This is a genomic window from Lentibacillus salicampi (genome assembly GCF_004565465.1).
Taxonomy (GTDB): domain Bacteria; phylum Bacillota; class Bacilli; order Bacillales; family Amphibacillaceae; genus Lentibacillus; species Lentibacillus salicampi.
In genome coordinates this window covers 1-14,153 of record NZ_SRHY01000037.1, presented here as the reverse complement: position 1 = coordinate 14,153, position 14,153 = coordinate 1, and the positions used below count along the sequence as shown (strand labels likewise).

Sequence of the window (14,153 nt, the reverse complement as noted above, 5' to 3'; positions counted from 1 at the left end):
CACGTGAACATTTTTTGTTAGGAGGAATTCGATGCCACTCAATATGACCCAGAAATTGATTCAAGACCATCTGGCAGCCGGTGAAATGACGCCGGGTGAAGAGATTGGCTTAAAAATTGACCAGACGCTGACACAGGATGCGACCGGAACACTGGTGATGCTTGAATTGGAGGCAATGGAACTCAGCCGGGCAAAAACGGAAGCATCCGCGCAATATGTCGATCACAACCTGATTCAGGAGGACAGTAAGAATCCTGATGACCATTTGTTCTTGCAAAGTGCAACACGACGATTCGGCCTGCATTTTTCCAGACCAGGAAATGGTGTGAGTCACCCCGTACATATGCAGCGATTGGCTAAGCCGGGCAAAACACTGCTTGGATCTGACAGTCACACGTGTGCTAACGGCTGTATGGGCATGCTTGCAATGGGGGCAGGCGGGATCGATGTGGCGATGGCGATTGCCGGTGAACCGTTTTATGTCAAAATGCCAAAAGTGTGGGGCGTTAAGCTGACCGGAAAGCTTCCCGAATGGGTCAGTGCGAAAGACGTCATTCTGGAGCTTCTGCGCAGACACGATGTGAAAGGCGGGGTCGGGTACGTCATCGAGTATTTTGGCGATGGCCTTGAGCATTTAAGCGCCATGGATCGTCATGTCATTGCCAATATGGGCGCGGAACTTGGAGCGACAGGGACGGTTTTCCCATCGGATAAAGAGGTCAAACGCTTTTTAAAGGCTCAGGATCGTGAAGATGACTGGGTCGAGTTGGCAGCAGATAAAGACGCGACGTATGATGTTTTGGAGGAAGTCGATCTGTCGGAACTGGAACCGTTGATTGCCAAGCCATCCAGTCCGGGGAACGTGGTCACCGTTCGGGATCTGGCTGGTACACCAATTTACCAATCATATGTCGGATCGTCCGCCAACCCTGGTTACCGTGATTTTGCTATGGCTGCGGAAATTGTCAACGGCGAGCACATTGCCGATGGGGTGTCGTTCGATATAAACCCAACATCCCGCCAAATGCTGACTGACTTAGTCAAGGAAAGTCACATTGCCAGTCTGCTTCAAGCCGGATCCCGAATGCATCAGGCCGGTTGCAATGGCTGTATCGGTATGGGGCAGGCGCCGGCTACCGGACGAAACAGCTTGCGTACAACACCGAGGAATTTTCCCGGACGCTCTGGAACACGTGAGGACAGCGTTTTTCTCTGCAGTCCGGAAACAGCAGCAGCGTCTGCATTGACAGGGAAGATTACCGATCCGCGCACGCTTGAGAAGGATTTTCCAAAAATTAAGGAGCCAAAACACGCTGAAGCAAATATGGATCTACTGGATAAACCACTCCCATACGAACAGGCGAAAGAGGTTGAATTGCAAAAGGGACCGAACATCGCATCCATTCCAAAGATGGATGAAATGGCCGATCACATGGAATTGCCAGTTCTCTTGAAAATGGGGGATAATATATCAACTGATGAAATTCTCGCTGGCGGGGCGCGTGTACTGCCATACCGAAGCAATTTGCCGGAAATCAGTAAATTTACGTTCGAGATCATTGACGATACGTACTACAAACGTGGAAAGGCAACGGTAGAGAATGGCGGCCACGCGATTGTCGGCGGCTTTAACTACGGGCAAGGATCCAGCCGTGAGCATGCCGCACTTGCACCACGGTATTTAGGCCTACGGGTGGCGCTGGTGAAAGATTTTGCCCGGATTCATTGGCAAAACCTTGTGAACTTCGGTGTACTGCCACTGACATTTGTTAATGAAACAGATTACGATTTACTCTCAGCCGGTGATGTTCTGGTGCTTTCGGATTTACGGAATAAAATTCAGCAGGGGAATGAATTTTCAATTGATGTAAAAGATAAGAATGAACAAATCAATGTACAACACAGTCTTTCCGAGCGCCAAATCGAGATTATGTTGAAAGGCGGTATTATAAACTGGGCAAAAGACCGGCAACAGATAGGAGGGTGAAAAGTGGCACGCGAAGATACATGTAAGGCCTGTGAAGGAGCAGGCATACTTGCAGACGATGAGGGCTGGCAATATCAGTGTAGCGTATGCGGCGGGGATGGAACATACGATATTGATGATATCTCCAGGCCGGCCCGCGTCATGTCTGTTGACGAAAATAACCGGCTCCTGGATTAATAAAACTGCCTGTTCGCTGATGGCGAGCAGGCAGTTTTTATTTGACTTTCGAATGTACGGATTTAAAAAACGCCAAAGTTCGGGCCAGAAACGCTAAAGTCTATTTCAAAAACCTGCCCACTGTATGTTGCTTCTAAAAAATGAAGGAATCGGCTGTTACGCCGATTCCAATCAATCTGACCTCTAAATGCCCGCTTCCACTTAATGCGGCATCGTTCCAGGAGTCGGAGCATAGCTTTGCTGGAATGCCTGCATATCCTGTGGCTGCAGTTGCGGGACTTGATAATATTGATTTTTGTTTTGATAAAGGAATACTTCATAGGCCATTTCAATTAAGTTCGGAACACTGTCTGCCAGCACACGCCGCATAACGGGGTTGGTCATTTCCAGTGAGGCATTCGTAAATGCTGATGCAGCTGACTTTAAAGACGCCATCATAAAACCTGAAATGCATTGATCATTTAGTTCATTGGTTGATTGAATAGGTGTTTTCGGCTGTGCCGGTGGTTGCATACCATACATCACGTTGTTGTTCTGATCCATTTTGTAGGATTGGGTATCAACAGCCGGATCCTGTCCGGATTGAAACGTGTCGACAATCGTATTGTAAAGCTGGCTGCTAAATGCCCGATGTTTCTGTGACATCGTTTGCAACTCCGGATCCTGGATGTACTGTTCATAAAGTACACATTGGTCCATTGCACCGGTAAGGGATGATAACGCTTCGTGTGCATCAAACATATCATGACCGCCGTAATGCCGTTGTGGTGGCAGTTGCGTCGTGTCCGTGAAATTTTGCTGTTGGTTTTGCATCAACATAACCTCCTAAAAGTATTCACTGTTATTTTGGGATAAAAGGAATGCATTATGTATCAACGGCCGATTTGTTTATTGCCATTTTTTATAAGATGCGTGGTGTTTTGCACCGCGTATACGACGGTGCAAAACACCAAATCGCGCGACGATCCCACCAAATCAAGCGAGAATGGTTTTCCTCCTATATCTATAATCGAAGCAAATGTAATAAGTGGGGCATGAAAAAGAAAAAATTTTCAACTCAGAATGCCCCTTTTTTCAAACTGTATTCGATTGTAATAGTAAGAACGGGACGGCAAATTCGGGGGGATAAAACTTGGTGTAAATTTCGGTAAACGACTTTATTAAACAATGTTGAATAGGTATAATTTAAAATTATGAAGATATGGCCTTTATTCAAGGCCTTGTATCACTTTTCAGCGACAAGGAGTTGTTAGGCATTGTCTGAACAGGGTCAAAAGGAAAATATCGAAGTATGGGAAGACCTGGTCCATATTAAGGATCTGGTGATAAGTCTGATCATTTGCAGTGTGACTTCACTTGGCGGGTATCTGATTGCGCCGGAAGATCAGCAGCCGCTTATTTTCGGGCTAATCGGCGCTGTATTAGGCTTTGTGATCAGCGCGTCGATCATTAAACCAAAACGAACGTTCAGTTATATGGATGAGGAGTAGGCATTATGGATGTTATTTTAATTGTACAGATGGTTGGAATAGCGATTTTTGGCGCAGCATTATATACGATCATTGGGATTGCGCCCGGTACAGATGAAACGGCTGTGCTGGCACCGGTGACGCTTGTTCTTGTGATTGCCGGTTTGGAACCGATTCTCGTTTTAACATTTTTCATCGCCGCCATTGTTGCGAAAAAACTGACGGACTCCATTCCGGTGGCAGTTGCGGGTATTCCGGGCGGTGTTATGTCCGCCCCGATGGTCGAACATGCCATGGTATTAAAAAAATACGGTATGCCTGATGTGAGTATCCGCAAAATGGCCTCGGGTTCGGTCATTGGAACCATCATTTCCGTCCCTCTGAGTCTGCTTCTGGCAACGGCACTGGTACCGCTCGCTGATGTGATTGAGCAGTATTCAAGTCAGATATTCTTCTTTGGAGCCATTTTTCTGGCATTGATGACGAAAAATCGTTGGTTTGCCGTGTTGTCGATTGTGCCATTTGCATTCGTCATCCAAGGGCTCCGGAATTTATATTGGGAACTTGATATTGTACCGGAAGATACGACCGTCTTTACGTCATTTTTCCTTGGCATTACCATCGGACCGGTTATTTTGAAATTATTTGAACTGCTGAATCGCCGCAAACGAAGAAACCTGCCGCGTTACGGTACGAAAGAAATAACCATGCGAAAAACAAAGACGGACAAAGGCTTTCCGAACCCGTTCAAAATTTTGGATAAAAATGAAACGATCTCAAGTGCTGTTAGTTCGGTATTTGGGGTTGTCACCTTCTTCATGAGTCCGGTGGGTATGACAATCTTTCTCGGTGAAATGATCGCCAGCCGCATCAAGGATCCGGTGAAGCGGGCCGCCCGGGCTATTTCCAGCATGGACGGACTGACGAATGCGGCGTATCTTGCCGGTACGCTGGTTCCGCTGATTGCGATTGGCTATCCGCTTTCCCCGACTGCACTGGGTCCAGGACATGCTTTATTCAACGCACCACCAGTTTTCACCTATGAACATAATTTGCATCATATCTTATCATTGAACGACTTTGTGGCAGCGACGGTGATAGGTGCTGTGATTGCTATCAGTATTACCTTTTTTATTACGATCAAATATGCTCAACAGATATGCGCATTTGTTTTTAAATATATTCCACATGAGGCTATGCTTGGTCTGTTTTTTGGACTTGTGATGATGCTTGCGTATATGGATGCAGGTGTACTGAACATCGCTGGTGTCCTCGTGATCGGTCTGTTGGCTGGATTCCTGCATCGCAAAGGTGTCAATTATGGTGTGCAATTCATGACATTGTATGCAGCCCCGTGGCTTGTGGGATTGATATTTTAACTGGGTCTATTGGCGATTTGAAACCTTCCGTCGGCCTTCTCCGTAGTACCGGCAGATAAGAGGAGGATTCCCATGAAAAGACACGCCGGTATTCTATGGTTATTGATTATCTTAACGGCTGCTGCCGGTTGCAGTGATGATAAAGAAAATAAGGATGGTGCAGCTATGAATGGCAAATGGTCAGGATCTATTGACGTACCAAATCAACCACTTGAAGTTATCGTAAATTTAAACAATGATGACGGATGGACCGGAACCATCAGCATTCCGATCCAAGGACTTAAGGATTATCCACTCTCTTCTGTGACTGTTGACGGACGAGAAGTTACGATTTTTATGGAAATACAGGGGACTCAGATTTCATTTGCTGGTGAGTTAGAAGATGACGTGATGGAAGGTGACTTTAGCCAGCATGGGCAGACCTTTCCGTTTAAGTTAACAAAAGGCGGCCCTGTTGATGAAAATGAGGATGATTTATTACGTGTGAAAACGGATAGAGGGGCCCTTTATGGTGAACTGGAAAAACCAGATGGAGAAGGGCCTTTTCCAGTTATGCTGATTATTCCCGGATCAGGAGCGACTGACCGCAATGGCAATTCAGGCGGTGCCCAAGGAGGGCATAACAACCTGAAAATGCTCGCTGAAGGCCTGGCCGAGCAGGGAATAGCCAGTGTGCGTTATGATAAACGCGGTGTCGGAAAAAATCTGGAGGCAGCCATTCCGGAAAATGAACTACGGTTTGATCAATTTGTGAATGATGCAGTGAAATGGACGGAACTGCTGGACCAGAAAGAAGGCTATTCGAACGTTGGTATCATGGGGCACAGCCAAGGTTCATTAGTTGGCATGCTGGCGGCGCAACAAGGGCAAGTTGATGCGTTTATTTCGCTTGCCGGAGCTGGCCATTCGATTGATCGAGTGCTCTATGATCAGCTGGAATCACAATTGTCCGGCGATTTGCTGCAGGAAGCTGAGACGATTCTGGAAAAACTGAAGCAGGGTGAAACGGTACAGAATGTGAGCCAGGAACTGCAAAGCGTGTTCCGTCCATCTGTTCAGAATTTTTTAGGATCGTGGATGCAGTATAATCCCAGTAACGAAATAGCTGAACTGGACGTACCGGCACTGATTGTGAATGGTGGCCGTGATCTTCAGGTGCCGGTCAGTGAAGCGGAGTTGCTGCATGAGTCAAAGCCGGATGCCGAGCTTTTAATGTTTGAAAAGATGAACCACGTGCTGAAAGAGGCACCGGATAATGAAGCAGGTAATCTCGAGACATACAGCAATCCGGATCTTCCATTGGCGGAAGGACTGCAGGCGGGAATGGTGGACTTTTTAAAGGAAAATGATTTTTTGGAATAAGTGGGTGAAATTCTGTTCTAAGTCTGGCAAAGAGGTTTGAAGCATAGATTTTGCCAAGCCATTTTTCAAATTTCATCGGCAGGTTCTGGCTGAAAATTAAATTTCATCTATTCGTTTTATTGCACCATTTCCAGTATAATGGAGACAAAAGTGAGGACAAATGTGTGTTGATGAAGTTGGTTGGGGATGACGACCAGGTTAATCTGAGTCATGAATCACATTGCTAGAGAGAGGGGAGTGCAGATAATGGAAGATAAACAGCCAATTCAATTGGATGAGCGTATTCACTTAATCGATGGGTTTGATTTGGGTGTCCCGGAGCGTACCGGTACATATGTAATTGATGAAGATGAGCTGACACTGATTGAAACCGGTCCGAGTCCGTCGGTGAAATATATTAAAAAAGGGCTCGATGACCTCGGTTTTTCTCTGGATCAGGTGGCCTATATTATCGTGACGCATGTGCATCTTGATCATGCGGGCGGAGCCGGGCTGTTATTGCAGGAATGTCCGAATGCAACAGTCGTTGTGCATCCAAAAGGAGCCAGACACTTGATGAACCCGAAAAAACTGGCTGCAGGAGCAAGAGGCGTCTACGGTGACAGTTTCAGTGAACTGTTTGATCCAATTGTTCCAGTGCCGGAAGACCGCCTGATTGTAAAACATGACGGTGAAACACTAAAAATTGGTGATCAATGCACATTGGAATTTTTAGATACCCCTGGACATGCCAGACACCATTTCAGCATTTATGATCCCATCAGTAATGGCCTGTTCACCGGTGATACGGTTGGTGTCCGATATCAGCAGCTGATTGATGCGGGCGTTGATTTCTTCTTACCATCGACCTCGCCGAACCATTTTGATCCGAATGCCATGCACGACTCCATTGAGCGTATTCGCGCTATGAATTTGAACAAAATTTATTACGGGCATTTCGGCATGACTGAGGATGTTAGTCAAGCGCTTGATCAAGTGGCGGAATGGCTGGACATTTTCGTTGGAATTGGTGAAGAGGCTGTAGCGGAAGGGAAAGGTTATGATGTCTTGGCATCACGCATGCTGGAGCAGGTCAAAGGGGACTTGTCGATTAAAGGACTGCGGACCGACCATGATGCCTACGTCGTGCTGAATTTGGATATGCAGGTATGTGCCCTTGGCATGATTGATTATTTCAAGAAACTGAAGCAATGAAAAACTGCCTGTCCTATTCGGTGGCAGGCAGTTTTCAGCTTATCCATTTTTTGATGATGTGGTCAACTTGGGCTTTTTTGGCTGCGTCCAATAAATAATCCAAATCCATAATGTCTGGATCACTCCGGTGGATTTGAAACATTCTATACCCGAAAATCCTCAAATGAGGAACAACACGCAACAGATATGTGGCCCAAGTTCTCACAAACCCGTCTCAAATTCACAATTCTTTGGCTCAAATGTTCACAAATACTTTATGACTTCCCATCTTCGGTTTTCATAAACGTCAGCAAACCAAAAAACACAAAGCTTAGCAGTAAAATCGAGCCGCCAACAATGAAGAAGACGGTCACAAACCCGTCGGCGAGGTCAAACGGACGAACATAGTAGAGCCACATGCCAGCGGTCAGGCCGATTGCACCGACAATTGCGGACCAGACATGCAATGTGGCGATGATTGTTTTGGCGGGAGTGAAAATTTTGTAATAGACAGCCCAGGCGAATAGTGTCAGCCAGCCGACAACCAGAATATGAGCGTGCACGGTTTTGAATGCCAGGCTGCCGGCACCGGCCATGTGTGATCCGATAAAAGCACCAATTACGGCGAAAATGGCAGCAAATCTGAGTAGAACTTTACTGTACCTTTCCACTTCAACTCTCTCCCCTTTCCCTGATAAATGCAACATCCATCTTAAGTGTACGGTCTGTATATGAACAGAAGATGAACATCCTATTTCAATTCATGCATCCTTCAACGACTTTGTCCGCTGCGGGTACATGTCAGAAAGGACATCTTCAATTCTTTCAGCCGCATCCTTCATATCGGCAGCGTTAATGGTTTTGGTTTTGTCTGGCGGATATTTCCCGGCCATATGCTCATACCGCGGGTCGTAATAATAGTCGAGCAACAGGTGGATCGCCTGCTTATAGTTTTCCTCTTTCAAATCCTCATGTATCTGTTTGGCAACTGGTGTATGGATGCGTTTTTGGATACGTTCGAATGCTTCAACGAATTGGTCGGGGTGGTTCCAGGGTTGATAGTCATCTAAAATGTTCAGGATCCGCTGTTCCACTGGTAAGTCGATAAACAGCTGCATGCTTTGTTCTTTTTTCTTAAACAAAAACTCGGGCATCGTCACTTTACCAATACGTTTACTTTCACCTTCCATCAAAACAAACGGGGCGTCGTGAAACATGTGCATAGCCTGTACAAGCTGTGATTCAAATTCTTTTTGGATAGTGGGCTCAAGTCCGATATGACCGAAAATGGAGCCTCTGTGCCCAGCCATGCCTTCCAGGTCGATTATCGGATAGCCGTTCTCGGCCAGCTGATGCAAAAGTTTTGTTTTGCCTGTGCCGGTGTTGCCGTTCAAGACAATGATATCAGGCGGGAAATCGGCTGTTTCGAGCTCGCTGACAATCCATTGCCGGTAAGCACGAACGCCGCCCTGGAGACGGTTGACGTCGAGCCCCATTAAGTCAACAAGCGTTGCGGCCGTTTTGCTCCGCATACCGCCACGCCAGCAGAAAACGGTTTTCGGGGTGTCAATCTCGCGGAACTTGGCAATGAAGTCAGGCAGTTTGGCCGACATGATTTCCAAACCGCGCGCCTTGGCGGCTTCTTTGCCGACCTGTTTATAAAGCGTGCCGACTTCCGCACGCTCGTCGTTGGAAAATACGGGGATGTTGATGCTCCCCGGTATAGTCGTTTCGTTATACTCTTGAGGGGAGCGGACATCAATAATGGTATGGTTTTCGCTGTGCTGTCTTTCCAATAATTCTTTCAAGGTTATATCTTGAAACATGTCAACATCACTTCCTGACTATTCGACTGTGATATATCCATTGTTGCCATCTGCTATGTCCCCTATAATCGCTGCTTCCACACCCTTACGCTGTAAGTCTGTTAAGAGTGCTTCGGCATCGCGGCCGTCTGCTGATAGGAGCAATCCGCCTGATGTAACCGCATCGCACAAAATATATTGATCAAGCTGGTCGCGGCTTTCCGGAAATGTCACGCTATTTTTGACATGGTTAAAGTTATTTTTCGTGCCGCCTGGCATCACACCGGAGTCAGCCAATTCCTTTACCCGTGGCAGGACGGGGACCGATTTGGCATCAATCCGTACTTCCACATTACTGCCGGCTGCGATTTCCGATGCATGACCGAGAAGCCCGAATCCGGTGACGTCAGTACTGGCATTGACATTGAAACCGTTCATCGTTTCAGATGCTGTTTTGTTTAACGTTGTCATGACCTGTGTTACTTGGTCAATTTCATCTTGTTCAAGCAGACCTTTTTTTAGAGCTGAGCTCATGATGCCGACACCGATTGGTTTTGTCAAAATCAGCTTGTCCCCTGGCTTGGCACCTGTATTTGTTCGAATATCATCGGGATGAACGGTTCCGGTCACAGCTAGTCCGAATTTTGGTTCCTGGTCATCAATGGAATGGCCGCCGACAAGCGAGACGCCTGCTTCATCCAGTTTATCGCCGGCGCCACGGAGGATGTCTGCCAATATGCTTTCATCAAGAGTGGAAATGGGAAAGGCCACGATATTCAATGCGGTGATGGGGGTTCCGCCCATGGCATATACGTCACTAAGAGCATTGGTGGCCGCCACCTGACCGAATGCGTACGGATCATCGACGATCGGAGTAAAAAAATCAACTGTTTGTACAAGTGCAAGATCATCGGTTAATCGATAAACTCCAGCATCGTCACTTGTATCCAATCCGACAAGCAAATTCGGGTTTGGGGTCTTTTGCTTTGGAAGCGAGCGAAGCACATTTTCCAAGTCAGCAGGGCCAATTTTGCACCCGCATCCACCCTTTGAAGACAGGGAAGTCAGTTTAACGGCATTTGCCATATCAATCAAATCCTTTCAGCAAATTCATAACATCTATTTTATCATAACCACAATAGATATGTCTTTTTATGATACGAAAGATGAACTTGGGGTCAGTTGTTGACTTGTTGATGTATTAATCATATAATACACTACATAGGATGTATTAGGCACTTAATACACATTTTTTTGCCTGGTTTGTATTAATCGATTAATACACTTGTTTCCATCTGAACTGACTGGGAGATGTGATTATGAATGTAACATTTAACAAACGGGATCCGGTCTATGTGCAGGTCATCCGTCATTTTAAGGAACAGATCGCGACCGGTACATTTGAGCCAGGGCAGGAAATTCCCTCACGGCGGGAGCTGGCCAATCGGCTGAAAATAAATCCAAATACCGCACAGCGGGCTTATAAGGAAATGGAGGAAGCGGGTTTGATTTATACGGAGCGAAATTTGCCGAGTAAAATTACAAAAGATGAAAAAATCCTTCAATCGGTGCGGAAAGAATTAATCATGGAAGCGGTCGATAATTTTGTCCATTCGGTTCGTTCGATCAATGTGCCGGTTGAGGAAGTTCTGACTCTTGTAAAGGAAAAATACGAAAGTGGACGTGAGGGGGATGAGGCATGATTGAGGTAAATGATATGAAGAAAAAGTTTGGCCACAAACATGTGCTGAAGGGAGTATCGTTCACAGCGGAAAAGGGTGAGATCACCTGTATTATCGGAATAAACGGCGTCGGTAAGACAACGATATTGAATGCGATTATGAACCTGACACCACTGAATGGCGGACAGATCCTGATTGATGGCGATACGATCAGTAAACATAGCTATGAAAAAATCACCTTTATTCCAGATGCGATCATTATGCAGCCCAATATGACAATAACGGAAGCCATGCAGTTCATGGCCGATTTTTATGACAGCTGGAATCAGCAGCGTGCAACCGAGCTGCTGGATTTCTTTAAGCTGAAGGAAAGTGAGAAAATCAATAACCTGTCAAAAGGCAATCGGGCTAAAGTGAACCTATTGCTTGGACTGGCGCTCGATGTTGATTATTTGCTGATGGATGAGCCGTTTTCCGGCATTGATATTTTCAGCCGGGAACAGATTGCTGACGTGTTCACGAGCCATCTGGTGGAAGACCGCGGCGTGATCATTACAACCCATGAAATCAATGACATCGAACATTTAATTGATAAGGTGGTCCTGCTTGATGAGGGGAAAGTGTTGAAGCAATTCAACAGTGAGGAAGTGCGTGAAACAGAAGGCAAATCCGTCGTGGATGTGATGCGGGAGGTGTACCAGCCATGAATCGTTTTGTGAAACTCTTGAACTTCGAATTAAGCCGGTTTATGAAAATTTATCTTGTGCTGATGATCGTAACGTTTATTGTACAGATTACTGGAATGATCGTGACAGCCAATTCGTACATGGCAGAAGCAAATAAAATGATTTATGAGGAAGGCATGTCGCAAGCGCAATTTATCGAACAGTATGGGGCCATGTCATTTCTGGGATTTGCCCGGGGTCTTTGGTTTACGGGCCCAATCGCAGTATGTGCGGCAGCATTGCTCTTCTATATTTTTATGATCTGGTATCGTGACTGGTTCGGAAAAAACACGTTCATCTATCGATTGTTGATGTTGCCGACCGCACGGCTGAATGTTTATCTTGCCAAAGCGATTTCGATTGTTTTGATGGTGTTGGGATTTGTATCGGTACAGCTCATCTTTCTGCCATTGGAAAACAGTGTCTTAAAGTGGCTGGTGCCGGTTGATTTCCGTGCGGATATGACGGTTGGACAGATTGTTAAATGGGATTACTTATCAATGCTCGTTCCGCAAACCTTTACGGAATTTATCCTGTATTACGGTGCCGGATTTATGGCGGTTTCCGTTCTATTTACAGCTATATTGTTCGAGCGCAGTTTCAAATGGAAAGGGATATTGCTCGGGAGCGTGTATGCTGCTCTTTCGGTTGTCATTATGATTTCACCTCTGTTAGCAATGAACTTTATGGATCAATACTATCTGTATCCGCTGGAAACACTCGGTCTGGAAGTTGTATTGGGATTACTTGTGACCGTCATGTCCCTTTGGATGGGCAATTATTTACTGACGAAAAAAATAACGGTGTGAGGGAGGAGTTATTGCATGCAGCGGTATTGGCGATTAATGGCAGTTGCAGCGGTTGTTGTGCTGACGATCGGAACGTTTTATATCCAGTCGGCAATTGCAGCCAATGGTCTGCCGGAGATAACGGTAGAAAAAGTAAGTGGAGATGCAGACGAAATGAAGCCGGTCAAGCTAGTCGGCAACTATACATTTGGAAATGGCATGGGTGAATCTGTACAGGTCGATGCAGAAGGGTCAACATACGGCAGTGAAAAGTCATTTTTCGAACGTATCCGGAATGATTTATTTCATAAAAAGGTTGATCAGCTACAGGCAAAATACAAGGGGTTCATGCGTGGTAAAGGCGGAAAAGCTTCCTCTTATCTCGAAACAGAAGATACACTCGCATATGCAGATGTTATCAATCAAGCAACCCCAGGAGGTGGTAAAATCGAGTTTGATATTGCAGTGCTGGATAAAGCAAATGATGAAACAACATCATTTACGGTTCCTGTCCCAAATAGAGCTATGTATGTACAAGTGCAGGTGCAGGATGTGCAAATGACAGAGGATGCATTAAACGTTATAACAAGTAATTATTTGGAAAATGGCGGGACAGAAACACATCATTACCGTTTTGATATAGCGAAGCAGGATATAACGGATGAGAATATGATTCTATCGGATAAGGTTCAGGAAGATAAGCGGACACATTCATCGATTGTATCGGGGTCTGATCAGGCAGCAGCATATGATGAGATTATTTTCAAAAAAACGGTAGATCCGATTATCGAGCGCACTGACCAGGGCCGGGATACAGCGTCAGCGACAGGCGAGCAGGAATATATTGTCTACAATCCGGAAACAGAAGAGACAAGGACTTTGGAATTCCCCGGGTCATTAGCGGATCAAAATATTCTGGACCGCAGCGACACAATGCTTTACTTCAAAGATCAACAGCAGATTGTGCAGTACGATATGGAAACAGAACAAATGATCAATGAAATGGATATCCCGACGTCTTTTAAGAAATCTGAAAAGTGGGGAGGCGTAACGCGCATTAAAAATGATACAGCGTATATGCTGACACGAAATCAGGAAGAACCCCGACGTCTGGCAGTGCTAGATTTGCCATCCGGCGACATACTGTTTGAGGGGAAAATTAAGCTTGATGATCCTGTGGATAAAAATGCTTCGCTGAGTCTTAATGAGCTGCAGGTTGAATAACTTGAAACGTCTGCCTCTGGTTGGAAGCAGGCAAAATTTACGGTTAAGATACTTACAAAGGCAGTTCTGTCAAAAACATTATTGTAACTTAAAATTTTTAAAAGCCGGTGATCAGCCGGCTTTTTAAAGGGTAATTCATGGGTGTGGGCTCTCCACAAGGCCTTGTATCGATTACTATATAGTATGTGTATGCCAGCAAGCTGTATCGGCATTTCTACCAAGAGATTGGCACATCTTTGGAGTATAGTTGGCAGATAACCTAGGAGCCTTAGACAGAAGTATAACGGGTTTTATGTAAAAATATGTAAATTAGCGAGTGGAACATCAGATTTTCAATGAAACGGCTTGATCTCCCGCCAAGACAGGAGTAATTAGGTTTTAG

The 14,153-nt window shown here is 45.7% G+C and carries 14 protein-coding genes; 10 read left to right on the top strand and 4 right to left on the bottom strand.

Annotated elements, in window-relative coordinates; all coding sequences use genetic code 11:
• Positions 1 to 31: 31 nt before the first annotated feature.
• On the top strand, positions 32 to 1,987 hold the full coding sequence (locus E4U82_RS15455; RefSeq protein ID WP_135111075.1) for an aconitate hydratase: 1,956 nt from the start codon (positions 32 to 34) through the stop codon (positions 1,985 to 1,987).
• Positions 1,988 to 1,990: 3 nt separating this feature from the next.
• Positions 1,991 to 2,164, top strand: a complete 174-nt coding sequence (locus tag E4U82_RS20000) for a hypothetical protein (RefSeq protein ID WP_167751447.1) — start codon at positions 1,991 to 1,993, stop codon at positions 2,162 to 2,164.
• Positions 2,165 to 2,365: 201 nt separating this feature from the next.
• Here the strand turns inward: E4U82_RS20000 and E4U82_RS15450 are convergent, their stop codons facing one another.
• Complete coding sequence (locus tag E4U82_RS15450; RefSeq protein WP_135111073.1) at positions 2,366 to 2,977, bottom strand: spore coat protein; 612 nt, start codon at positions 2,975 to 2,977, stop codon at positions 2,366 to 2,368.
• A 443-nt stretch (positions 2,978 to 3,420) separates the two neighbouring features.
• On the opposite strand from E4U82_RS15450, the gene E4U82_RS15445 reads away from it, so the two are divergent.
• The 4 genes from E4U82_RS15445 to E4U82_RS15430 all read left to right on the top strand — a co-directional run bounded on the left by E4U82_RS15445 (position 3,421) and on the right by E4U82_RS15430 (position 7,568).
• Positions 3,421 to 3,654, top strand: a complete 234-nt coding sequence (locus tag E4U82_RS15445; protein ID WP_135111072.1) for a hypothetical protein — start codon at positions 3,421 to 3,423, stop codon at positions 3,652 to 3,654.
• A 5-nt stretch (positions 3,655 to 3,659) separates the two neighbouring features.
• A complete protein-coding gene (locus tag E4U82_RS15440; RefSeq protein ID WP_135111070.1) occupies positions 3,660 to 5,012 on the top strand; it encodes a tripartite tricarboxylate transporter permease in 1,353 nt (450 codons plus the stop codon).
• 72 nt (positions 5,013 to 5,084) lie between these two features.
• Positions 5,085 to 6,374: an alpha/beta hydrolase gene (locus tag E4U82_RS15435; RefSeq protein ID WP_135111068.1), complete on the top strand. Its 1,290-nt coding sequence runs from the start codon at positions 5,085 to 5,087 to the stop codon at positions 6,372 to 6,374.
• Positions 6,375 to 6,620: 246 nt separating this feature from the next.
• On the top strand, positions 6,621 to 7,568 hold the full coding sequence (locus tag E4U82_RS15430) for an MBL fold metallo-hydrolase (protein WP_135111066.1): 948 nt from the start codon (positions 6,621 to 6,623) through the stop codon (positions 7,566 to 7,568).
• Positions 7,569 to 7,822: 254 nt separating this feature from the next.
• Here E4U82_RS15430 and E4U82_RS15425 read toward each other — a convergent pair whose 3' ends face one another.
• The 3 genes from E4U82_RS15425 to selD form a co-directional block, all read right to left on the bottom strand.
• Complete coding sequence (locus E4U82_RS15425) at positions 7,823 to 8,218, bottom strand: hypothetical protein (protein WP_135111065.1); 396 nt, start codon at positions 8,216 to 8,218, stop codon at positions 7,823 to 7,825.
• A gap of 90 nt (positions 8,219 to 8,308) precedes the next feature.
• Complete coding sequence (gene mnmH, locus E4U82_RS15420; RefSeq protein WP_135111064.1) at positions 8,309 to 9,373, bottom strand: tRNA 2-selenouridine(34) synthase MnmH; 1,065 nt, start codon at positions 9,371 to 9,373, stop codon at positions 8,309 to 8,311.
• 18 nt (positions 9,374 to 9,391) lie between these two features.
• Positions 9,392 to 10,438 (bottom strand): selenide, water dikinase SelD, encoded by a 1,047-nt coding sequence (selD, locus tag E4U82_RS15415; RefSeq protein ID WP_135111062.1) that lies wholly within the window; start codon positions 10,436 to 10,438, stop codon positions 9,392 to 9,394.
• Positions 10,439 to 10,671: 233 nt separating this feature from the next.
• On the opposite strand from selD, the gene E4U82_RS15410 reads away from it, so the two are divergent.
• Genes E4U82_RS15410 through E4U82_RS15395 form a run of 4 tightly spaced genes read left to right on the top strand, consistent with a single transcriptional unit; the run spans position 10,672 to position 13,771 of the window.
• On the top strand, positions 10,672 to 11,055 hold the full coding sequence (locus E4U82_RS15410; RefSeq protein ID WP_135111060.1) for a GntR family transcriptional regulator: 384 nt from the start codon (positions 10,672 to 10,674) through the stop codon (positions 11,053 to 11,055).
• Positions 11,052 to 11,741: an ABC transporter ATP-binding protein gene (locus E4U82_RS15405; RefSeq protein ID WP_135111059.1), complete on the top strand. Its 690-nt coding sequence runs from the start codon at positions 11,052 to 11,054 to the stop codon at positions 11,739 to 11,741. Before E4U82_RS15410 ends, E4U82_RS15405 begins: the two co-directional genes overlap by 4 nt.
• Positions 11,738 to 12,568 (top strand): hypothetical protein, encoded by an 831-nt coding sequence (locus E4U82_RS15400; RefSeq protein ID WP_135111057.1) that lies wholly within the window; start codon positions 11,738 to 11,740, stop codon positions 12,566 to 12,568. The genes E4U82_RS15405 and E4U82_RS15400 overlap by 4 nt, the downstream gene beginning before the upstream one ends.
• 15 nt (positions 12,569 to 12,583) lie before the next feature.
• On the top strand, positions 12,584 to 13,771 hold the full coding sequence (locus E4U82_RS15395) for a hypothetical protein (protein WP_135111055.1): 1,188 nt from the start codon (positions 12,584 to 12,586) through the stop codon (positions 13,769 to 13,771).
• The last annotated feature ends 382 nt before the right edge of the window (positions 13,772 to 14,153 follow it).